General features: G+C 42.5%; 17 protein-coding genes. All 17 read right to left on the reverse strand.

Annotated elements, in window-relative coordinates; translation table 11 throughout:
* Nucleotides 1-7: 7 nt before the first annotated feature.
* Nucleotides 8-859: a DUF1003 domain-containing protein gene (locus tag HY960_11945; GenBank protein ID MBI5216454.1), complete on the reverse strand. Its 852-nt coding sequence runs from the start codon at nucleotides 857-859 to the stop codon at nucleotides 8-10.
* 134 nt (nucleotides 860-993) lie between these two features.
* The gene (locus HY960_11950) at nucleotides 994-2,943 is read right to left on the reverse strand and encodes a hypothetical protein (protein MBI5216455.1); all 1,950 of its coding nucleotides are present in this window, start codon (nucleotides 2,941-2,943) and stop codon (nucleotides 994-996) included.
* 317 nt (nucleotides 2,944-3,260) lie between these two features.
* Nucleotides 3,261-4,667 (reverse strand): T9SS type A sorting domain-containing protein, encoded by a 1,407-nt coding sequence (locus tag HY960_11955; GenBank protein ID MBI5216456.1) that lies wholly within the window; start codon nucleotides 4,665-4,667, stop codon nucleotides 3,261-3,263.
* Nucleotides 4,668-4,703: 36 nt separating this feature from the next.
* On the reverse strand, nucleotides 4,704-7,154 hold the full coding sequence (locus HY960_11960; protein MBI5216457.1) for a hypothetical protein: 2,451 nt from the start codon (nucleotides 7,152-7,154) through the stop codon (nucleotides 4,704-4,706).
* Nucleotides 7,155-7,192: 38 nt separating this feature from the next.
* Nucleotides 7,193-7,537, reverse strand: a complete 345-nt coding sequence (locus HY960_11965; protein MBI5216458.1) for a response regulator transcription factor — start codon at nucleotides 7,535-7,537, stop codon at nucleotides 7,193-7,195.
* A 157-nt stretch (nucleotides 7,538-7,694) separates the two neighbouring features.
* On the reverse strand, nucleotides 7,695-8,348 hold the full coding sequence (locus HY960_11970; protein ID MBI5216459.1) for a response regulator transcription factor: 654 nt from the start codon (nucleotides 8,346-8,348) through the stop codon (nucleotides 7,695-7,697).
* Nucleotides 8,341-11,550 (reverse strand): hypothetical protein, encoded by a 3,210-nt coding sequence (locus HY960_11975; GenBank protein ID MBI5216460.1) that lies wholly within the window; start codon nucleotides 11,548-11,550, stop codon nucleotides 8,341-8,343. Before HY960_11975 ends, HY960_11970 begins: the two co-directional genes overlap by 8 nt.
* A 92-nt stretch (nucleotides 11,551-11,642) precedes the next feature.
* Nucleotides 11,643-13,082 (reverse strand): OmpA family protein, encoded by a 1,440-nt coding sequence (locus tag HY960_11980; GenBank protein ID MBI5216461.1) that lies wholly within the window; start codon nucleotides 13,080-13,082, stop codon nucleotides 11,643-11,645.
* A gap of 229 nt (nucleotides 13,083-13,311) precedes the next feature.
* Nucleotides 13,312-15,336, reverse strand: coding sequence for a M28 family peptidase (locus HY960_11985; protein ID MBI5216462.1), 2,025 nt, complete (start codon nucleotides 15,334-15,336; stop codon nucleotides 13,312-13,314).
* 8 nt (nucleotides 15,337-15,344) lie between these two features.
* Nucleotides 15,345-15,986 (reverse strand): hypothetical protein, encoded by a 642-nt coding sequence (locus tag HY960_11990; protein ID MBI5216463.1) that lies wholly within the window; start codon nucleotides 15,984-15,986, stop codon nucleotides 15,345-15,347.
* A gap of 75 nt (nucleotides 15,987-16,061) precedes the next feature.
* Nucleotides 16,062-16,997 carry a hypothetical protein gene (locus HY960_11995; protein ID MBI5216464.1) on the reverse strand — a complete coding sequence of 312 codons (936 nt, stop codon included), beginning with the start codon at nucleotides 16,995-16,997 and terminating at the stop codon, nucleotides 16,062-16,064.
* Between the two features lie 10 nt (nucleotides 16,998-17,007).
* The gene (locus HY960_12000) at nucleotides 17,008-18,948 is read right to left on the reverse strand and encodes a M1 family metallopeptidase (protein ID MBI5216465.1); all 1,941 of its coding nucleotides are present in this window, start codon (nucleotides 18,946-18,948) and stop codon (nucleotides 17,008-17,010) included.
* Nucleotides 18,949-19,039: 91 nt separating this feature from the next.
* On the reverse strand, nucleotides 19,040-19,519 hold the full coding sequence (locus tag HY960_12005) for an RDD family protein (protein MBI5216466.1): 480 nt from the start codon (nucleotides 19,517-19,519) through the stop codon (nucleotides 19,040-19,042).
* A gap of 237 nt (nucleotides 19,520-19,756) precedes the next feature.
* Nucleotides 19,757-21,445 carry an amidohydrolase gene (locus HY960_12010; protein ID MBI5216467.1) on the reverse strand — a complete coding sequence of 563 codons (1,689 nt, stop codon included), beginning with the start codon at nucleotides 21,443-21,445 and terminating at the stop codon, nucleotides 19,757-19,759.
* Between the two features lie 35 nt (nucleotides 21,446-21,480).
* On the reverse strand, nucleotides 21,481-21,909 hold the full coding sequence (locus HY960_12015) for a PIN domain-containing protein (protein ID MBI5216468.1): 429 nt from the start codon (nucleotides 21,907-21,909) through the stop codon (nucleotides 21,481-21,483).
* Nucleotides 21,910-21,912: 3 nt separating this feature from the next.
* Nucleotides 21,913-22,131, reverse strand: coding sequence for a hypothetical protein (locus HY960_12020; GenBank protein MBI5216469.1), 219 nt, complete (start codon nucleotides 22,129-22,131; stop codon nucleotides 21,913-21,915).
* A gap of 57 nt (nucleotides 22,132-22,188) precedes the next feature.
* Nucleotides 22,189-24,171 (reverse strand): TonB-dependent receptor plug domain-containing protein, encoded by a 1,983-nt coding sequence (locus tag HY960_12025; protein ID MBI5216470.1) that lies wholly within the window; start codon nucleotides 24,169-24,171, stop codon nucleotides 22,189-22,191.
* Nucleotides 24,172-24,178: the final 7 nt, after the last annotated feature.

Here is a 24,178-nt window from a genome sequence, read left to right on the forward strand (position 1 = left end):
TGCTCCGTTATTGCTTCTTCAAAAGTGCAAGTTCATCCCGTCGTATATTCAGCAACTCATGAATTTCAGTTGCACGGAGTTCATCTAACTTCACATGCAAGCTTTGAATCTGCATTTCTGCCTTCCTGTTGACCTGATAATCGAGTTCTGCTTTGATACGGTCTTTCTTCGATTGCCGGTTCTGGCTCATTAATATTATCGGCGCCTGAATTGCCGAAACGGTGGAAAGCATCAGGTTCAGAAATGTAAACGGAAACGAATCGAACGGCTGAAAAAGAAGTTGAATCGTGTTGAGAAGTATCCAACTGAAAAAAAACGTGAGAAAAGATATGATAAATTTCCAACTACCGATGACCCGCGCAATAATATCGGAGAAACGGTCGGAGAGATGCGATTGATGCTCGATTTCTTCGTTGACATTCTTTGACGCAGAACGTTCCATCATTTCGTTTGTTGCGCGAAGTCGCTCGGAAATTTCGTGAAGCATCGTCAAACAAACTTGAGGGCGGGAAAGAAGAAACTCGTTGAAATCTTTCCGGTTCATTTCCAGCAGGGATGTTCGTTTCAACGCTTTCGCATTTGCGCTTCGGGGCGCATCGCCAAACAAGGCAAGTTCTCCGAAGAAATCCCCTTCTCCGAACACGGAAAGAATTGTTTGCTGATTATTCTCCGTCCAAAGAGTTACGGCAATTTCCCCCTCTTTAATAATAAACATGGAATTTCCCGGGTCCCCTTTCTTGAAGAGAAGTTGTCCCTCCTCTTTTGTCAGCGGCTTCCAGAGCGATTTTAATTGATGAAGGTCTGCCTCGCCAAGCGAAGAAAAAATAGAAATCTTTGAGAGAAAGTTTTGGTCAATCATAGTTGATGAAATTAATTCTCTCAAAGATAACTAAATTTCCGTTCAGAGTTTACTGTCGGAGGTACCGGTTTTTCTCGGCAATGATTCCGTTTATCAGTTACCGTCAGATTCAACTGACGGGGACAGTGATTATATTATCGCATCGGTACAATTTTGATTTTCTTTGCCGCGCTTGCAGGTAACGTCGAGAAAAACAATTCACCTTCCTGATTCACTTTCACCCAATATGCTTTCCCGGGTTGGATTGTCTCAACAACTTCGTATCCCTTCGCATAACTATAAAATTGACTTGTCACCAAGCCGGGCGGCTCGCTGGTGATTGATGAAATATCGAACGGTATCGAAAGTGAACCGAGCAAGTTCCATCCTTCAACAACATCAACAGAGAGAGAATACAGCGAATCATTACCAAGATGAATGTGTTGTTGTTCACCATTGAATTTCAACCAATAGCCAACACCTGATTTCAATGAATCCTTTGCATCGTATGAACCTTCGTACGCGAATGCATTTGAAACTGCGGTCGGGTACGCAAACGGTTTCAGGATTCCGGAAGATTGATATGGCAACGAAACCAAATTCCATTTATTCTGAACATTGATGGTGAATTGATTTTGTGCAAACATTGCGGTGATGTTTTTGTTTGAATTCATCATCACAAAAACGGGATTGGATGTTCCGCTTATGTCTCCGCTCCATCCTGTAAAATGGTAGCCGGAATTCGGTATCGCAGTGAGTTGAACTACGGAACTGCTATCATAAAACGATTGATTAGGACTTTTTGTAATCGTTCCGTTCGATGAATTAAGGCTTAATGAATATTGAGGTGAAGAAACATTATGTGTTATGTGAATTATCAGCCCTGTCTGACCGGGATGTGCGAGTATCGAATTCCAATGATAGTTGTAACTTCCCTCCCAATTATTGGGACTGACGATGTAATTGTATAAATTACCCGAAACGGGAAGCGAGAAATTTCCGGTCGCGCTGTCTGCGATTGTAAATGTCATCGCGGTATCATACACGTTGCCACCAATGGTAATCCGAAATCCGGGAGGATTTCCATTAACCAACACCTGTCCCTGAATCGAAGAATTGACATGATACGATACGAGATTATAAAACAAACTATCTCCGTTGTGAATGCCGTTAATGAATTTTACTCCAATCATATCGTCGTCAGTATTAAAAATAAAGTACGATGCAAGACGAAATGTACTGTCCGACAATTCACTTTCCATCAACCCGATTTCAAAGTATCCTGATTCATTCGTGTTCTCTCTTCTGAACAAACTAAAATCCTGATTGTTGATGGAAACTCCTCTGTTGGGAATGGGATTTCCGATTTCATCTTTCAAATACCCGACAACTTTCGCGGCAACAGCGCTGAACGTGAAATCCAATACTGAAGGATTTCCTGTCAACGTAATCGAATATTTCGATGGAGACGGAACCGACGGTGGATACGGGCTACTCCCCTCGGCAAATCGTATTTCCCAAGGATTTCCCGAAGTGTCGGCATCGGTATAAATCACATAATTGCCAAGCGCGTCGGTCAATCCTTCCCACGATTCCGGCACTGCGCTATGTCCTGAACGCCTCGCTTCCATGAACAGGTACTGTGCGCTTTTTCCGGGTGGTGGTGTCACATGACCTGAAATTGAATGTGCAGGTGAAGGTAATGGTGTTATTGTTCCCCTGCGGGTCACTGTTAAAGCGCCTACGGTAAACTGAAAAAGATACGTTCCCGGTGCAATGCCGAGATTGTATTCAAGGTAAATAATTCCGTTGAGAGTTCCATCCATATCGGGAATTCCTCCACTATTGGAACCATCGGTTTGAGTAAGAGAATAACGTCGTTTGTCTGTAGATGTATCTATGATTCCATTGTTGTTTACATCCAACCAAACCTCGATTGCGGAAGTTACCCCGGATGCCACATGTATCCTCCAAGTCAACACAGAACCTGTCACCATGGTAAAACTCGTATCCGAGCCATTGATGACGAGACTGTCAATCTGTGCGCTTGAAATGGATATGAAAAGAAAAATGAAAATGAAAAAAGAAATGAGATTGCGGTTCATAGTTTCGTTTGCTGTTGATAATGAAGAATAACTGAAATAATAATTTGATATTCAGAGTGAACTGATATTCAAAAGAACTTCAAGAAATGATAACTGCCCATTCAGGTTTGAATGGAAAGGGAAGAACGCCTAAATGATGTGTAAATATACCAAATATTCGTCCAAGAAACTATGATGATTCGGGAAGAAAAAATGAAAAGCACAGTCCGATGAATTGAGACTGTGCTTTTAGTTGCTTTCGTTACCGTTGACTAAAGTCAACGGCAATAAACCATATCCTTCCTTGCCATCACGTTCGAGTGACAGGGACAGTGGAATTATTTTGTCAGTATAAATTTCTTCACATCTCGAAACACTTTCCCCGTCCCATCTTCCGTTGCCGTCAATTGATAGAAATATGTCCCGCTTGCAAGTCCATTCGCAGTGAACTCTACAAACTTGAATCCTGCATCCTGCATCTCATCAACCATCGTTGTAACTACTTGTCCAAGCACATCAAACACTCTTAGCGTTACTCTACTATTAACAGATAACTGATAACGAATAACTGTTGACGGGTTAAACGGATTCGGATAATTTTGTTCAAGTGCAAACTCTGTCGGCAATTCCTTTGAAGATGGAGGCGTTAATTTCAGTTTGATTGATGATTCAGGATTTAGGATTTCAGCCTTTCTATTCTCAGTCAACTTCACTTCTTTCCCATCAACGAATAAAGAAGCGCCGGAAGAATTTTCCAACTCGATGGTTAATGGATATTCCGCACCATTGATTTGAAGTGCAAATAGTTGAGGCTCTTTTTTCTTCATATCATACACAACCAATGAACGTTGCGTCGCAAACCGTGCGTCAAACATTCCTGCAGGAGGAACGGGCGGTAACTCAAACTGATTCAAATCTATGCCATTTTGTGAAGTCGAATAATTCAATGTTCGCTCCCGCCCTATTGCATCACGAATGAGAATTGAGTTCATATCAGATTGAACAGTGGCTACGTTTTTCATCGGTGATTTATTTTTATTCACGGAAGAAACAGGTGCAGAAAAATCCAGTCCGCTTGTTGCCCGCAATACTAATTTCCCTGCACCGTTTGTCTTTACCCAATATCCTTTTCCCGGTTGTAATGTAGTAGTCGAAACGTAACCGCCCGAATTTGAAAAACCAAAATATTGTGATGTTACCATTGTTCCGATTGCTTCAATACTTGAAATATCTACCGGATACGAAATACATCCAATCATATTCCACTGACTGTTCACATTGAGTGTTTCAATAAATGACGACGAACCCGAAAACATCATTGTATCTCCAACGGAAAATTTCAACCAATATCCTTTCCCGAATTGAAGAGAGTCCTTCATTACATATCCCGTAGTATATTCAAAAGCCGCCGAAATCGAAGAAGGAAACAACGAACTCTTTCTGTTATCGCTCACACGTAATGAAAGTGAAATCATATTCCAACTTGCTTCTGCAATCAGAGTAGAAGTTGAAGTTGTTCCTGAATACTGTCGCACTCCGGGAATATACCCGCTTTCGAGATTCACGCCCGCAACACCTGATAATTTTCCATTTGCATTGGCAACTGAACTTCTCATCGTTACGCTTTGACTTGAAATGATTTTTCCGCCTCCTTGGTCAACTGTTCTCCACGGATGTTCGATTGATTGGCTCAGTGCATAGCCCCACAATCCGAACATCAACAATAAGATTAGAAATATTTTCATTTTAATTTTCTTTCAAATAGAAATATCAATTCACGATTACTTCACTTGCAACCAATTCGTGCCATCTGACTGAACCCACAATGCAGTCGCCGTCGCAAGTGAAGTTTGAAATGTATCAGATAAATCATAATAACCGGAGACTGTTCGTGTCGCTCCCGTTTTATTGATAATAACATACATCCTGTTTGTGCAATTGCTTGCCGTAGGCAAATTGATAGTTCCCGCTCCTGTTGTAAAAATCCAAGTTGTCGCCGTCTCGTCGGGGTTATTTGTGCCGGCAATTTGATTAGTTTTCATTCTCATCCCGACAGAACCGTTCACATCCAACGTAGATTTATTTGAACTTGTATTGATTCCGACAAATCCAGTCGAACGGATAATGGTAAACGGTTGACCGAGATAACTGCCGGCATCATCATATCTGTTAATAAAGAAATCCGAGCCTGCATTCGAACCTGATTCTGACGCTACGCTTTTTCCAAATCCCCATCTGTTTTTATATCCACTGCTTGTTGTTTGAAAAATAAGTGCATCTTCTTTTCCTGATACAGCAGAAAGACTCATGTATGTATGTCCTGAATTACTTTCTACTTTCGCATCGGCATTTCCCGACGGACTATATACGCGCATGCCACCCGTAGCACGGATGAGAAATTGATTTGTACTTGTTGATGAAAAGTCTTCGTCCGTCTGGTCAGCCCAGACAAACGAACCATCATGGAGCGCTTGTGCTCGTCTGCCTGCCGCAAACGAATATGCACCGCTTGCAGTGTTTGACTCGCCTCCAGATATCGTTGAATATTCACCGCTTGCTGTATTTGAACTTCCGCCGCTTATTGTTGAAGAGAATCCACTTGCCGTGTTTGAGCCTCCGCCTCCGATAATCCCATACTGTTGACTTACCAAATTCTGCGCGCCACCTCCAACTGTACCGTAACTTGCAGAGATTGTGTTCGTGTAACCTCCGCCAATAGTGGTATAATATCTCTTTGCTTGATTAAAATAACCGCCGCCAATCGTCGCGTGGTCATAACTTGCAATATTTCCTCTGCCGCCTCCTATCGTTGTATATTCTCCTGTAGCCGAATTTGAATCTGCCTCAGCACCACCACCACCACTAATAACGGAGAAATTGCCGCGTGCATGGTTATTACTTCCTGCAACGGAGGCTTGTGTCCCTTCATTTGTATTGCTTGTTCCGAAATTTCCTTTCCCCATTGTGATTGATGGGTCGCCTGTACTTGTTATCGCTCCGGTCATTGTTCCGCCAGACAGGGAAAGATACGAACCTGTGAGAGTTGAGGGATTCACCCAACTTGCATTTCCACTTGCATCACTTTGCAAGACCAAACCAGCAGAAGCGCCATTTGTCATTTGAAAGTTTGTTGTTTTTGTTGTCCCCACTACTTCTAATGTTTGCGTGGGTGCAATCGTTCCAATACCAACTTCGCCATTAACAAAAAGTCCCGAATAACTTCCCCCGCTTCCATCTGCATACAGCGCTGAATTTGTTGTGACAAGTTTGGGATCCGGAAGCGAGGTTGACAAAGCGGCATAAACACCAAAAGCATTTTCTGAGTTTGAGTAATTTGCTACCCCCATAACTCCGACGGAAGTTCCCGGACTCCCTTTAAGTGAAGAATTCGGAGGATAACCCTGAGCAAAGCCGGTTACCCCTACGCTTGATTTTACAACACTGCTGGTGGGAGATGCTTTACCAACAATTGCATAATTATCTTCATCGCTCGTTTTGATAACCTCGAACTTGGACAATGTTGATGTTGTTCCAATTCCAACATTGCCAGACGTGTCAACATAGATTCCTTCATTATCTCCATCATTAGAGAGCCAATTTCCGTTAAGATTGATATTTTGTGTAGCAGTATGATTTCCAAGATTATCACCTGAAACTGAAATTGTGTTTGCATTAACCCAACTCGCGTTGCCATCTGCATCGCTCTGCATTATGAAGCCATCGGAAGCTCCATCTATCATTTTGAAACCTTCTGTTGTGGTCGTTCCTTCAACTTCCAATGCAGAAGTTGGATTGCTCAATCCAATCCCGACCTTCCCATAAAAATATACTTTATCATCTATCGGCGCCCACGGACCTAACGCATACGGCGCTGCAGTCAGTTCAGTTCTCGATGAGAATGTGACCGGATACGTCAAACTTGCCGGACCGTTATCAACAGTAACATCAACATATAATGATTCTTTGAATGTGACTGTCAACGGAGCCACTGAACCAAGCGTTACGCTGAAGGTGCCTTGCTCAACCGGAACTCCTATGTGAGATTCTGTAAATCGTAATGTCCCGCCTGCGGGAAGATTATAGAGTTTGAACGTCATATCATAATTCCCGTTCGTCAGTGGAACCCCTGATGAATCGGTGAGTAATCCCTGATACGATAGTTTGCGCGGGATTTGTCCAAACCCAATCATGGTTATGAAGAACATGGAGAAGAACAAAGAGAAATATTTCATGGTAGTTTTCCTTATGAATGTTTGATGATAGTTTCTGATTAAATGATGTTGATGAGCGTCTTGAGATGGGCGAGATTTTCTTTCAGCACATACGCATTCGCGCCCGCTTCTCTCGCCGCATTTCTATATTCCGGTTCGTCGTGGCTGGTGAGCATGATGATTTTCGCTTTCGGGTGAATATCTTTCAGCATTTTTGTTGTCTTGATTCCGTTGAGCGGTTTGATTCTGATGTCCATAACCACAACATCCGGTTTGCTCTCTTCAAACCGCATCAGCACTTCAGAACTGGAGGAACAATAGACGATGCTGTTGTTTGCTCCCTCTAACGTACGAGCGATGTTTTCATACATGCTGGTGTTATCTTCTACAACTAAAATTTTCATGGTAATTCTTTCTTGTACATTGATGGGTAAAGATACCAAGAAAGTGGAGGCAGGAACATAAGTAAAGTTACAGTTTTGATATGAGTAAAATTACTCATTTTTCGGAGGGATACGGAGCGAGAGATGGAGTCCACCCGCAGGTGGAGTCCATCTAAAACTAAAGCATTTTTCTGTTCTCCATCGCAAACCTAAGTAGTTTGTACCTTCCTTTGATTCCAAGTTTTTCCGCAATGTGAAACCGGTGATTGTCAACCGTCCTCGAAGAGATAAACAATTCATCCGCAATTTCTTTGCTTGATTTGCTTTCTCCAACCAAACGCAAAACAGTTCGCTCCATCTCTGTCAGTTTTTCGATGTCGGGAAATTCTTCCGTCAACGATTTCGATTCCTGTTTTCGTTGCATCATCGCTCCGGAAAGTTTCGGACTAATGTAATATCTCCCTTTTGCCACTGCATGAATTCCCTGAAGTATATCGGATGGCAAACTATCTTTCAGCAAATATCCTTTCACACCGACCTCCATCGCCTTCTCGAACCATTCTTCTTCATCGTGCATGGTCAGAAACATTATTTCTACTGTTGAATTGCTTTTTAACAATTCCTTTGCAACTGCCAAGCCGGTCATCTCCGGCATTCGCATATCAAGCAAAGCGACTTGCGGCATTCGGTCTCGAATCAAACGTAACGCCTCGGCGCCAGTTCCTGCTTCGCCAATCAAATGAAGGGACTCGTCCGACTCAATCGCTTGACGCACTCCTGCTCGAAACATCGGATGGTCATCTGCAATGACAATTGTGATGCGTTTATCCATTCTGTGCCGCCTCCTTTACCGGGCATCGAAGTGAAACAGTTGTTCCACCACTCATGATTGATACAACATTCATTTCAGCCCCGAGTAGACGAGTTCGTTCTTTCATGTTCTTCTGTCCGAACCCGCCGACGTTCCCCCGATGGACACCGGATTTTGTTGCATCAAATCCTTTCCCGTTGTCTGATAACAACAGTTCCACGAACTCTTTGTGACGCTTGACTGTCAGCGTAGCGGTCGTTGCGCCTGAATGTTTCACAACATTATTCAAACACTCCTGTACAACCCGAAAGATATGAACCTCCGCTTCAGGTGAAAAGAGTCCGTCAATATCCTCAACATTACTTGTAAACTGGATGGAAAATGTTTCGCATGTTTTACGAAGTAAATACTGCAATGCGGTAGTCAACCCAAGTTCTTCCAGCATTAGCGGGTGCAACGTGTATGATAACGTACGCGCATCCTGAATTGTTTGACCAACGATATTCACAGCATTTTCTATCGTACCTTTTGTCTTCTCAACATTTTCTGCCGACTCCAAGCCGGTTTGCAATACGTTTTTCACAACGAGAAGATTCTGACCAAGGCTATCGTGAATTTCACCTGCGATTCTTTTTCGTTCGCCTTCAACATTATCGAGAAGTTGACGGGAGAAATCCTCTTGAAGCGCCTTTTCCTTTTTCAGCGTTGTAACTCTCCGGTAATAAATGATTGGACCAATAGAGAGAAACAGGACAATTGCAATAACGCGAAACCATGTCGTCATCCAGAACGGCGGGATGATGATGATTCGAAGTGACGCTCCCTGCGTATTCCACACGCCATCACTGTTCGATGCAATCACTTTGAAGGTATATTCTCCCGGGTCAAGATGTGAGTAGTTTGCAGACCTGTTCGTTCCGACCTCATGCCAGTTGCGGTCAAATCCTTCCATGAAATACGCGTATTTGTTTTCTTCACCAAGCAGGTAACTCAAAGCAGAGTATTCCAAACTGATGTAATTCTGAAAATACGATAGTTCAATTCCTGAATTTTCAAACGGGATTTCTTCATCAAAGATTTTCAATCTTGTAATCACGACCGGCGGAACAAACGAGTTATCCTGAATACTATCGGGATGGAAAACATTAAAGCCGGATGCACCGCCGAAGTACATCACTCCGTTCTTATTTTTGAAATACGCACCCGTGTTGAATTCCGATGCCTGCAAACCATCGCTCTCAGAATAATTTCTACATTGATAGGTGTGCGTATTGAATTTACACAATCCGTTGTGCGTGCTTATCCAAAGATTTCCATGGTCATCTTCAAGAATTCCGTAGATGCGATTGTCCGGCAGACCTTCGTTCATAGTAAACCGGGTAAAGTTATCCGTTGCCGATTCGTATTTATTCAAGCCGCCGCCTGCTGTTCCAACCCAAAGCGTCCCCGTTTTGTCACGATGAATTACCCGTATATCATTTTTGCTGAGACTCTTGGGTTGAGACGGGTCGTTGAAATATAGCGTGAATGAATTTGTCGAAGGCTCGTACCGATTCAATCCTCGTAAGGTTCCAATCCAAATCATACCATCTGAATCCTCTCCGAAACAGAAAACGGTATGAAAAGAAATGCTATTCGCATTATCGCTATCAGGCAAAAAATGGTCAGCGCCGTCTTGCTTTATTCTGAATGCGCCATTTCCGGTAGCAATCCAGAGGGAGCCGTAAGAATCACGAAAGAATCGTCTTACTCCGGGGAGAAGATTTTTTTTATTTTCCGGAAACGTAACCCGATTCACTTTATCCACATTGCTTTGGAACATAAACACTCCTTCCGCTCCCCAACTTCCTAACCAAACCGAGCCATCGTTTTCAGTGTAAATCGAACCAATCAAAATCTTTCCTTCGGAATTGATATTGTTGGCAAGTTGATGTTCAAAGTGGAATCGCTTCAACCCAACACCCGGTTTTAGAAAATGCAATCCATCGAACGAGCCAATCCATACAGTTCCATCGTTCGCCTCGCCAATTGCGCGGACATTAAAATTCTCCGTAGTTGAACTATCCACGGCTGAACTGTACAGTGCGAATTTTTTACCCCGCCGTTCGATTTTACACAAACCACCGCCGTCCGTTCCCACCCAAATTACTCCCGACCTATCCTGAAACAACATTCGTAGTGTGTTGACACTGAGGCTTCGATTGTTCCCCGGCTCGTATTGGTAAAACCTCAGCGTCGAGTTTTCGGCGTTATATCTGTACACACCTTTTGCATGAAGAAAGAGATTGCCTGTCCCGTCAAACAGAATATCCCGTATGAGCGAGCGTGCTTCCGTGACATATACTGGCGTAACCGATTTTGGTTCATCTCTTCGAAATGTTGTCAAATCCAATTTGTATAATCTCGAAGAACTTCCGATGTATAACTGTTTTTTTGCATCTTCTCCGAAAGAATTGAACGGTTCGCCTTTCATGATTTCAATAAACAGTTCTTTCTTTGAATCAAATACATACGCATGTGCTTCGCTTCCTATCCAGAGATTTCCTTGTGAATCCTGAAAGAGTGAATGTATCTGATTTGTATTGGAAGTTGTGAGTTGTTTGTTTGGGATTGTAAACTCTCTTGTTCTACCCGTTACACTCTCTATACGATAAAAACGACCGTCTCTTGATGCAATCCAGAACACGCCTTGTTCCGTTGACGATTCGACGAAACCTTTTTCCATAGACGCATCTTGCAGAGAAAGTGCGTAGTGAAGAAATCTCTCCTGTTGTCTGTCGAATTTGTACATCGTTGTTGAACGAATCCAAACTGTACTGCTTCGGTCAAGATGGAGTGTGAAATTCCCTCTCCGGATGTTCGAATCGTTTTCTACATGAAGTTGTCGAACTGATTTTTCCAGAAGATTAATTCTATACAGTCCATCGGCATTCATCCAGATGTTATCCCACGAATCAATAACTAATTGTCGAATCGCGGCGTTGGGGGTAATTGAATCATTAAATAATTTTCTCGATTCTACAAACGTGTAACCGTCGTACCGGTATAAACCATGTTCAGTTGCAAGCCAGAGAAATCCAGTTTTGTCCTGAGCAATGTCGTAGACAATATTAAACGGTAATCCTCTTCCAAGCCTTGTCACCGTCATTTCATCCTCTTGGGAGAAAGCAGATTCAAAAAGGAACAGGACTGTGCCGATGAGTATGAACAGGAACTTCTTCATTGATGCCTGAAAGTATGAAACAGTTCACTCAAAATCAAAAAAAAAGCCGACTCAAGTTCTGAATCGGCTTTGAAGTTCTTTTATCTCCTTTGCTATTGAACAACAAACTCAATACGCCGGTTACGTTGCCTGCCGGATTCCGAAGCGTTAGAAGCAATCGGTCGTGAGTAACCGAATCCTTTTGTTGTTAATCTGTTTGCATCAATTCCACGTGTGACCAGCCACCATTTTACAGCGGCGGAACGGCGACGGGATAAATCAAGATTAACAGAAGCGCTGCCAATATTATCTGTGTGTCCTTGAATCTGAACATACACACTCTGAAATTCCTTCAGTGTTTGATATACTCGCTCAAGAATTGGAACTGAGGTTGGAAGAATATCCGCACTTCCTGTTCGGAACACAATCCCTTCAAGAGCAAGTCTTGCGCGAATTTCGGCAAGTTCTTTTGCAGATGGTCGTGCAATGTCTCGCCCCGTCGGGGTTCCATAATCTGCATCAGTTATTGAGATAAATTTATCATCACTTGCATCCAACGGATGCGCGTTCTTTGCAACTTCAATTCCATCTTTCACTCCACCACGGTCTGTATCGGGGTCAAGCGGATTTGTGTGTGTGACTTTCGCTTCTTCCCTGTCATCCAAACCATCACCGTCAGTATCTTTTTTCAACGGGTCGGTGAAATATGTTCGGACTTCATCACCATCATTCAATCCATCCAAGTCAGTATCAGGGCGGAACGGGTCGGAATGAAACGTTAAAACTTCATACGAATCTCTCAGTCCATCTCCATCGCCATCAGGGTTATACGGGTCAGTTCTGTATCGCATGATTTCTTCATCGTCACTCAAACCATCGCCATCGGAATCAGGTCCGTTCATTCCTCTGTCCCAACGACGCTCATCAGATGAATAGGTCGAACGATAATTCATCCGGTTATAACCGCTTCCATTAATTGTCATGCTGATAAGAAATGTCCAGTACGCATCGTTCGGTTCATCTGCGTGACTGCCGTTGAGTTCATCCGTAAAAGCGAAATTATATCCGAGATTAAAATCTAATCCCAATCCTTCTTCGGCAACTAATTCAACACCGATACCAAAAGGAATGTACGCTGAAATTCCTTCCGGTTTATAACGAGGTGCTATCCACGCGGGAAGATGTTCAATGTCTAACCGTGCAACATCATATGAGACGAAACCAAACCCCGCGTACAAATACGGACTCCATCGCTCATAATATTCAGGCGAATAGAGTAAGCGATAATCAAATGGAAATAAATGTGTTTCATAGAACCAATCAGATATGGCACCGATGCCGACACCAAATTCTCCGCGAACGCTCTCGGTATAATAATGTCTAACAAATAATCGTGCTTGAAAATCCGTGTTTCCATCAAACTCTTTGTTGCCGTTCATTCCCCCGATTCCCACACCAAGTTGAATCGGTAAATCGAACGACTGTCCCGCAACCGGAACGGCAATAAAAAATAGACTCGTGAATAACAAGAAAATAGTAGAAATTCGAATCATACTTTTTCCTTTCCCTAACATATACAAGTTCATTGGTTGAATATTGAAATTTGTGCTTTGTTTGAAGTACTCAATCGGCTATGGAAAGCCCTTACGGGACTGAGTATAAGAATTCTTTGATAGATTTTCAACAAAAATGTGGAGAAAATATAAAATAATCTTCAACAAAGTTAGCCCAATCTATCAATTTTAACTCAGTATTGTAATAATTGAACAAGAACAACAGATATTACTTCCACTTCACCACTCCCACACTCACAAGGTCTTCAATGTAATGTGCAACCGCTTCAACTTTCACGGGGGTAAACTCTGCGCTTAACGCGTCCCGGATTTCAGAAATTGTTTTTTTACCGTTGATGAAATTGACTATCTCGAATTCCATATCGCCTCGAATTGTGTTTTCGCTTGAACTGTACCACTTTGCTTTCTCCGCATCCAACGTATTTGCAGGTAAACCAAAATCAAGCGGACCGCGAGTCATCCGAACGGGAATGCGTGTATCCCTTTTTTCTTTGAGCGATATTCCTGCATTGGTTCCTTTCACCTTATCAGCGATTTCCTTTGCAAGAAATTCATATTGATATTTCAAAGCAGATTGAATCGTAGCAACATCCTGTTTTACATCAACAGAATTATTGAAATTCAAAATTGAAATGAGTCCATCAATCTCATTTGCTAACGATTGCTTGAGAATATTTTGTGCCTCATCTCCCAAACCGGTAACTGTATCACGACCTGCAAGAAGTTGTAATCCTTTTTTCGCCCCATCTCCCAAGCGTCCAAGCGCTCTTGCTTGAACATGATAACTTAAATTCTTTGCTTGTGAATCATCTAAGTTAGCAAGATACCACAATGTTGAGGTGGCAATAATTTCGCATCGTTCAAGTTCAACCGGGTCAACTTTATCAGGCGTGTCTTCAGACGTATGGTGCGTGTAATCGCTGTGGGAGAACATGATGCCCGGAATTTTTCTATCAATGAACATCATGTGGTCGCTTCCTCCTCCGTACGGTGTTACGCGATAGTTAAACGCCGACAAACTTCCTCTTGGCGTTCGCACATCTATTCCGTCAACCATTTCCGCCATGTTGGTGACAACATCATTCACACATGATGGGAGAGAAGAGGGAGTTCGTGTCAGAATCAATTGAGAATGTAACAACTCCAGATTTTCACCCACCATATCCATGTTCATGTTCGCGAGCCAATTGCCACCGAGTTCCGGTCCTTCAAATTCCGGATGACCATCAATGTACGCCATCGTTCCGTTCCACTCAGGAACCCAAATGAACCGGAACGTGCGTTTCGGTTTCGGGAGACGACCGCTGCTAATCAATTCATTCAACGTACGCGCAATATCGAGAATCGCACCTGAACCGCTCGCATTATCATTTGCAGATTCTTTCGGATGGTCAAGATGCGCGCTGAACACAAGTTCTTCTTCCGGGTGTTCGCTTCCAAATATTTTTGCAACTACAACATCCATGTAATATGGTTCAAGTCCAACTCCCTCCACTTTTCCGTGAAGCACAACTTTCTTTCCAGATGCTAACAACTCCTTCAACTTTTTGCCTTGCCTGTTTGTGAGATTGAAGCCAAAGGTTGTTGTGGTTAATTCGTTGCTTCGGGGCCACATGCCGGTGTATTGAAGCATATCGGGATATTCTTTCGCACGTTCATCATCGAGAAAACAGACAACCGCTTTCGCTCCGTACTTCAACACAGCAAGGCGGTGAACAGCGCCTCCGTAACCTGTTGCAAGAACAAACTTTCCACGAACATCTTTTCCTTCATAATCTTTGTCCGATGTTCCGTTTCCAACATCAACAAGTTCTGCTGTTGCATCTCCGGCGTTTGAATACGTTATCACACTCATCGCAATTTCAGGATACCCGACAATGCGTTCATCATACGGTTCAACCATGCGCAACTCGGCGGAAGTGATGTCCCAACCGGAAGGCGATTGCCACGTTTGATATTCTTTCTTTCCATCCGAAACAAATGATTCGATATACGCATCGTTCTCGGAAAAACCATACTCACGAAGTTTTCCCAGAACATACTTCGCCGCATCACGATACCCGCGCGAACCTTGAATGCGATGATGCCGCGTAATTTGTATGACATGTTCCTTCGCGAGTTCTCCGCTTAACGCTTCATGGAACAAGTCGCGTGTTTTATCATCGAGAAGATTTTGGGCAGAAAGAGAATAAATGCAAACAGAAAAAATAAAAATGAAGAAAACTGATTTCATGTAGTTCCTTAGTTATGATATTGGAATCCAATAGTGAGAGCGAATCCCGATGGGTTGACCGTAAAGTTGTTACCACCGACATTATCATCGCTCTTCGAAGCAAAATATAATCTGGGCTCAACAAAAACTTTCCCGATTAACGCACGAGCGAATAATGTTCCGAAAATATTCCCACCGTTTTTCGTTTCGCTGTTGGTCGTCAACGAACCAAAAATCCCTCCGGAACTGCTTTGATAATCCACAGCATAAAAATAAAAATAATACCCGCCGCCAATTCCAATGTACCCGCGACTGTCCGCATCTTCAACATGAAAAAGTTTATAGGCGACATTCACATGAAGAGGTAACAGGAACATCTGTTGTTGCTGGACGTTCGGTTTCGGTTGATGGAAAATATCTATGGATTGTTTGGGATAAAAATCAATCGCACCGGAGAGGAAAAAATTATACTTGGTGAACTCAGTAATTCCATCTATACCGATGAGCAAACCGTTGTTCAGTCCGTCGCCCGGTTGATAGAATCCGAATTTCCCGCTGTAATATTGTTTGAGATTTGAACTTGATTCATCCTTTGCATCCGATGAAGTTTGACAAATCGCTATCACGGTGGTGCTAAGAACGAATAACAAGAGAAAAAGAATATTTTTCATACGTTTCCTTTCATTAATGATGACAATGAATTGCCATAGTTTAACAAAATTGCATCAACCGAACAAAAGGAAATCTCACACGGCAGAACTCAATTCTGATGAAACGTTACCTGGTTCACTTTCTATGGGAACTGTCTCAATCGGTATTTCCTTCGGGAAATACTTTTGATACAGATTAACCTGACTTGAATAAAGCATCAATTTCAATGCTGACTTGAGAAGAATATAAATTTGTTGAACGATGATTAACAGGAAAATCACAAACACATCGGGCGAGGAAAGAAAGGATGCCTTCACCCGATACATCAAAAGGAATAATATTCCTACCAAAAAGAATATCACCGCCAACCCAAAGACTTTCCAAAAGTTCTTGACAGAAAAGAGGATGCTTTTCTTTAAGGCGATTCTCATTTTTCGTGTATTGGTTTCGACAACATACATCCTCGCATAATCAAAGATGACGTAATAGAAAATAATTCCAAGGTAACCCAATCCGACACGAACAGCATTTCCCCAGAACTTTACATTCTCATACGGGTCGCTTCCAAAGACAACGCGGACAAATCCTGTTTCAAGAAATTGTATTCCGTACAAAACAACAAACAGAGGAATACTCCAAAGCCACAAACGAAAAAATCGCCCGAAATATTTTGCCGAATCACTCCAGAAAATACTACCGTTCCATCCCTCGCTTTTCAAAAATAAAGAGAACGCTCCGCCCGAAATAAATAATCCCGCAAGCCAATACATCATCGCGGCGACGGCAATTAACCCTCCCAACATTTTGATTCCACCGGAATTATTATTGAAAAATTCAAAAATAAAATCCCAGTTGATTCCCCCCGTCAACGATTCACCCATCAATGAATTGCCCGCAAAATCATTCAGCATATTTCTGAGCGGAATCATCACGAGCAATCCCATCAGGAGATTCGTCAGGAAAAATATTGCAATCATCCGTTTCATTCGGAGAGTTTGTTTGAATCCATGGAGTAAAGAATTGAATATCATCGCGAGTCTCCTAAAAAGTGCCGGTAAGGAATGTCAGTATATTCATCAGGTCAGGTTGATCGAACAGCATCTGCAAATAGAACATGAACTTGAACGCTGTCTTGTTAATACCGGCGCTTTGCGGCTCAAGCGTTTTGCTGTTGTTTGTGTAGTTGATATCAAGAACAACTTTTCGTTCAGGGTCAACTGTTGCATATTTCAAGCGAGATGTTTTTGTGAATTTGAATTTCTTCCACAAATCATTTCCATCCCACTTCTCTTTCACCTTTTCTCCATTCTCGAAGACGACTTCAACCTCGACAGGAAACGTGAAATCACCGATTCGCCTCACAACAATTTCGGATTCATACTCCTTCGCCTCGTCATCTTTCTCTGATTCATCATCAGAAAACGTATAGTCATACCCTTCAGCCGCCTTCACTTCATTTGAACTTACTTTCTCAATCGAATAATCAATCTTTTTTGCAGAATATAATGCCTGATTGAAATACCAGTTGAAATCACTCCCCGTTACATCATTCACCACATTCACAAAGTCATGGCTTTTTGGATGTTTGAATTTCCATCGCTCGAAATACGCACGCATCACTTCCTGCATCTTTTCTTTGCCGATATGATGTTGCAATGTCGTAAGAATCAATCCCGGTTTTGAATATGAATTGACACCGTAACTTCCGCCCGAAGCAAATTCCCAAGCATTGCGAACAGTCGGGTCGGTGCTGTGAATAGAAATGTATTGTCCTCGATGTAAATCAATATCGTTCATTTTCAATCCGAACCAGTTCACCGCACTTCCTGAACCGTATGCATCATTCATGATTTGAATTTCAGTGTACGTATTGATTCCTTCGTCAAGCCAACTTTCTTCAAACTCGTTCGATGCAAGAAGATGATACCAATAGTTATGTCCGAATTCATGAACGATAACGACCTCGACAATCCTGATTCCATCGGGAACGCCATAACTCGTCCCTGCTGTAATGAGTGTCGGATATTCCATACCGCCGGAACCGCCGCCACCTCGCCGCGGGTCAACAACGGTAAGATTCGGAAACGGATAATCGCCATACCAATTCTGATGATATCGCACAGCAAGTTTCGCCGCTTCGAGATGTCGCTCTCCCTGTGCGATATGGTCGGGCTGCATAAGAACACGAATGTCAACATCCTGCTCTTTCCCTTTTACTTCAATGAATTCCGGGCTTGTTGTCCAAGCAAAATCATGTACATCTTCTGCATGATAAAAGTGTGTGGCAGTTCCGTCTCCGTTTGATTTCACTTCATGCTCAATTCCGGTCGCACCCACAATATTTTTCTCAGGAACGGTGATACGAACATCATACATTCCGTAGTCAGCAAAGAATTCCGAGTTCGCGTGGAATTGATGACAATTCCACTTGCCGTCAATATATACGCCGACTTTCGGAAACCACTGTCCGACAAAGAAATATTCTTCCTTCACGCCAGTTCGGGCAAATGGCGGTTGTGGTAATTTCTCTTCAAAATCTATTGTCAATGAAATTGAATCTCCCGGTTGAAGCGGCGTTGGCAATGGAAGTTTGAAAACAGTTTTGTCATCTGTATTTCCATCATCCGGTTGAATGAACTGCATCGCGCTTGTCAACTCTTCTCCCGAAGGCAATGTGATTTTTTTAATATCAATATATCCCCAGCCATCTTTATCCATCTTTATTCCGCGCAACCGTCCGCCTGATTCCTTCATGAACGTTGACTTAGAATTCCGGAATCCGTTCATGTAGAGATGAAACTGCAACTCCGAAACAACATCCGAAGATTTGTTATGCCACTTCAACACTTCATGACCAAATAACATTTTCTTCTCGACATCAAGCCGAACATCAATATCATAGTTGGCGATGCGAGGACTGAGTGGTTGTGAGTGAGTTACAAGACAAAAGAAAAAATGGAGGAAGAATAGATACTTTGTCATTGTGAAGACCTTGAGTGGTTACAGGTTACAGATTTGAGGTTTGGCGATAAGAATTATTTACTCAATATTTTTTAGGTGGTATTTCTCAGATTCAAAACACCCTATCCTTCTCCACCACCAACGTCCCTGCAATAATATCATGCAACGCTTGCTTGTGTTGTGTCCATCCTGCCATCATGTAACCGATGTAGAGAATCATCCCTGAAATAATTTTAGAAAAATATCTTCCCGTCGCTCGACCGAATGTAATGCGATGTCCGTTCATGTCGGTGACAACAATGTTCAGCACCATCTTTCCAATCGTCGCTCCGCGCTGCGATTCCATGATTGCAAAATACAGCCACTCCGCGATCACAATCATCATCGCCACGATGACATAGACAATAATCATAGACAGGAAAAAGCCTACCGCTTCAACATCCCGCTCCGTGATAAACGCGCTGACACCAATCATAGCAATAAAGGGCAACAAAATAATCAGTGATGCAACTGAGATGATGAGTTTATCAATTAAGATTGCGGCAAAGCGTTTCCAAAACCCCGCATAATTAACGGCGGGTTGTTGGTACATGGGCGGTGGCGGCTGTGGTTGAAATTGTTGTTCACTTAATGGTTGTTCATTGTTCATATATTTTTTCTAATTCTTGATACTTGGTACTTTGTACTCAGTCATTAGTGATTTGTGAGTGGTGAGTGGTCTATGGAGAGTAGTGAATAAAATTATCTCAAACACCTATCACCTACCACCTTTCACCTTTCACCTTTCACCTTTTACCAACTGACTGCGACTACTAACTCTACGTTAAAGTTACTCCTTTTGATACACGATTTTCCCGCCAACTACCGTCATCTCTACTTTTATATTTTCTATTTGATTCGGGTCACTCGTTATCAAATCCTGAGAGAGAACGACAAAGTCTGCAAACTTACCGACGGTGATTGAACCCTTTTCGTTTTCTTCAAATGCCGCGTAGGCATTGTTGATTGTGTATGCTTCGATTGCTTCTTTGATAGTGATTTTCTGTTCGGGAAACCAACCCTCCGAATTCTTTCCATCAATCGTCCTGCGAGTGACCGCCGCGTAAATTCCGAGCAACGGATTGAGCGGCGCGACTGTCCAGTCGCTTCCGAAACACATTCGAATTCCTTTATCAATAAATGTTCTGAAGGGATATGTCGTCTTGCAACGCTCTTTGCCGATGCGTTTCTCCGCCCATCGTCCGTCGTCAATTGCGTGATACGGTTGAACAGCCACATTGACATCTAGTCCGTAAAGCCGGGAGAAATCTTCCGGCGCGATGTGCTGCGCGTGTTCGATTCTGAATCTTCTCTCCCATCGCGGATTCGTCTCGACAATTTTCCGATATAAATCCAACACCCAACTGTTTGCTTTATCACCGATGGCATGTATCGAAAGTTGTAAGCGATTTTTGTCCGCATCGAGCGCCCATTTTTCCAGACTGCCGTCGAGAACGATATCGCTTGCCAAGCCGGTTGTGTTCGGGTCTGAATTATACGGCTGGTTAAACCATGCCGTTGTCGAGCCAAGCGAACCATCGGCGAACGCTTTCAGTGAACCGATGCGAATCCACTCATCCCCGAACGGGACCTGGATTCCAAGATTAACAAGATTCTCGTATTGCGAAATCGGAAGACGACAATACAAACGGGCTGTTAATTCTCCTTTTGATTTTAATTTCTGATATGATTTCAAAGCGGCATCGTATGAAATATCTTGAATGCTTGTCAGTCCGAGTTTTCTCGCTTCGGCAAGCGCAAGTCGTGCGGCTTGAAGATTTTCACTTTCGCTCGGAGCCGGAATTAATTTATAGACAAGATTCATCGCCTCGTCTTTCAAAATTCCTGTTGGCTCTCCGTCTAATTTATCATGTTCAATTTCTCCGCCGGGAGGATTTGGAGTATCTCGTGTTATTCCGGCGAGTGCAAGAGTGTAACTGTTTGCAAGTCCCATGTGTCCATCGTAGCGGACAACAAAGAAACCCTGTTGCTCGGTGAACAAATCTACTAATTCTTTTCCCGGCAATTCGCCAGTCGGAAATTTATCATGGTCCCAATTTCCTCCTGTAATCCATTGGTTCGGATGTTTCTCGACATACTCTTTTACAATTTGTGAAAATTCCGATTCGTTCTTTGCTTCCCTCAAATCAATACTTTGCAATTGAAATCCGCCATCCAAAAAATGTGTGTGGTTATCAATGAAACCGGGCATCATGAACTTCCCTTGCAGGTCAATCACTTTCGTCGCTGACGCATCAACATACTGTTGGATTTCCTGAGTCGAACCGACAGCGAGTATTCTTCCGTTCAGCACGGCAACTGCTCGAGCGGTTGGTTTCTGTTTATCTACCGTCCAGATTTTTCCGTTCGTGAAAACGAGGTCGGCTTTTTGTTGAGAGAGTACAGAGTAGTTGAGTAGTTGAGTAGCAAGTATAATTATTAATAAAGATGAAACTGAAAATAAATAATTTCTAGGCATAATATTTCTCCGACATAAGTTAGAAAAACGGTAAATCATCTTATTTTTCCCTCCGAAAGTAGATTGAGTAATTCAGCAGTCGTCCATATTTTTACGATTGATTGTCTATGTAAATCTTTATCCTGAGACCAGATGCCATCATTGTGAAATGATAGAGCCAAAGCAACAAATGGAAAATCGTCCGGGTCTATTAAAGACATTATCTCCTTCGCCCGATTGATATATGAATGAAAAGATGATTCGGGGACGATAGTAAGATTTGAAAGTAAGAGGTCAAGGAGGAAATCAATTTCTGTTTCTGACAATTTCGATTTATCAACAATTGTTCGTCGGTGTTCTTTGATTTCTTCCAAAGAATATTCAGGAAGAAAAAATGAAAAAGATGGATGGAGAAGTAAATTACGGGTTTTGGAATTACGGATTAACGCGGCAAGAAGGATATTCGTATCAAGAACGAGTTGCATCTCTTATGAATACCTTTTTGCAATTCCCGCTTTAATCTGTCTATCTAATTCGATAACATCTTCTTCAGTTAATAAACTCTCATTCGTTAAATGGTCAGACAAAGCGAGTTTACGAGCATACTCAAATAACGACCGCCTTGCTATTTCTTGCCAATCAACATCAGTATGATTTTCAATTACTTGACGCAGATCGGTTGGAATTTCAATTGTTAGACTCGACATACTATCTCTTAAATTTTGTAGAAAAGATACTCAAACCTTGACTAAGTATCAAATCAGTTAATCCAAAAATTGCCAATTCAATCCAAACCGAAGTGTTCGGTCTGGCATCGGGAAATACGGAACGAGAATGTAGTCTCGTCCGAACAGATTTTCTAATACTAAATTGATGTCCGCATCTCCGATGTGTGCAAGAAGAACGAAATCTCCGATGCCAACTGATTTTACTTTCCAATATGTTGATGGAACATACATTTGCGCCTGCGGATTGAACTCAACGCCATCGTGCGCACTAACGACCCTTCCCCGAAAACCAACTTTGATATTCAAATGCTTATCGAAAAATTTATCCCAGAGGTAGATGCCGCCGGATGCGTTCCATAGAGGATAACGAGTGTCTTCGTTTCCATCATTAGTAATAGACAAATATTGAAGCAGTCCTTCTGCAACAAACAATCCGTATCGAAAATTTATTTTACCGTTCAAGCCGTTAATATTTCGCTCGCTGAATTTATCAATGAAAACATTGGGGTACGGATTTGTATAAGTAGTTGAAATATTTTCCAAAGGCGATGCGATAGTTCTCTGAGAATAACTCAAATGTAAATCAAGATTTGAAAGATTCACCTTCACACCAACTTCCCGAACTTCATGTTGTTCATGAGAAAGAGAAAGCCATGAGTCAACAGTAGAGTCTCTCCACAGTTCTTCCTGCAACGTGCTGCTTCTAATTGATTTCGACATTCCACCATGAACATTCAAAAAAGGAAATACTTGATATGAGGCATCGAAACCGGAAGCAAACGCATATTGATTTGGTTCATGTTCGTATCTACCGAATCCTGAAACCATCAAATCCATGGTTGGTACTACGAACTCATCTTTTATCCAAACGCTTTTATTGTTTCTGAATTCCTGACTCATCACACTACTTGCGATAACGCCTCTTGATTGAAACTCCGTTCCCACATCAATTTCATTTCCGAATAAAGAGAGATTGTGCGTCAATCTTGCGCCGTACCATTGCGACCAATGGTCTTGCTGAACGAAAATATTGTTGTACGGTATCGGCGGATTTTCATCCCGGTACTCACGGAGATTGGTCGAGTGAAACAACGTGAGCGAAGTAATTGAGTTGGAGTCAGAAAAGAATCGTCCACCCATACCAAGTTGCACATCGTGCCGTGTGATTTTTTCGTATGCATCTTCGTTGCGGAGAATTGCATCAATCTTGTCGTAGTAGTCAATCGGCAGAGTGAGTGTGTCAAGCCCGCCATTCAATCCGGTTCGGGTTTGATTGTACATCTCCGATGCAAAAATATTCAGATTCTCCGAAATATTGTACCTGATTTTTACTCGCGCGTTCCATGCTTCGTGATTGCTGTTTCTGAATCGCCCGTAATACGAAGGATGTTGCAAGCCAATCGTTACGTTCAAATCACGCTTCACATCCTGACTGACGAATCCATCGAAATATGTATGCTCGTACGCAGATTCAAAAAATCGAATCCGGCTGATTGGCTTGGCGGCAACATAATTTTTCGTGACAAGATTGATTGCGCCGCCCGTGCTGTTTATTCCGTACAGAAATGCTCGTGTCGCAGGAATAATTTCTACGCGTTCGATGTATTCAGTAGGATAGAGATTCAAATCAAACACGCCGGTCAGCGGCTCGTTCAGAAGAATTCCATCGCTCATGACTGCAATCGAACGGGCATCTACTCCGTTCATTGTCAAGCCATGTAATTGTCCCGGGCTTCCCAAATCCCGGACGTACACTTCAGGAAACATTGAAAGCAAATCGCCTAAATACCTGTAATCAACAAATGGAAAAAGTGAATCAGGTAAAATATTTTCGCCTGATAACTTTCTATCCAGCGAACCCAGCAACGAAATCGGTTGAATGGGAATATATCCTGAATCCTTTGCTGAAGTGGAATCTTGTGGAAGTGCGGGAGTTGGTTGAATTTGTGCACTCAGAAAATTAGTTAAACTAATAAGCAGCAACGCTATACTCAGTGTCTCTGTGAGTTTGTGCTTCAAAAAATTT

The sequence above is a fragment of the Ignavibacteriota bacterium genome (assembly GCA_016212665.1).
GTDB lineage: Bacteria > Bacteroidota > Ignavibacteria > UBA10030 > SZUA-254 > FW602-bin19.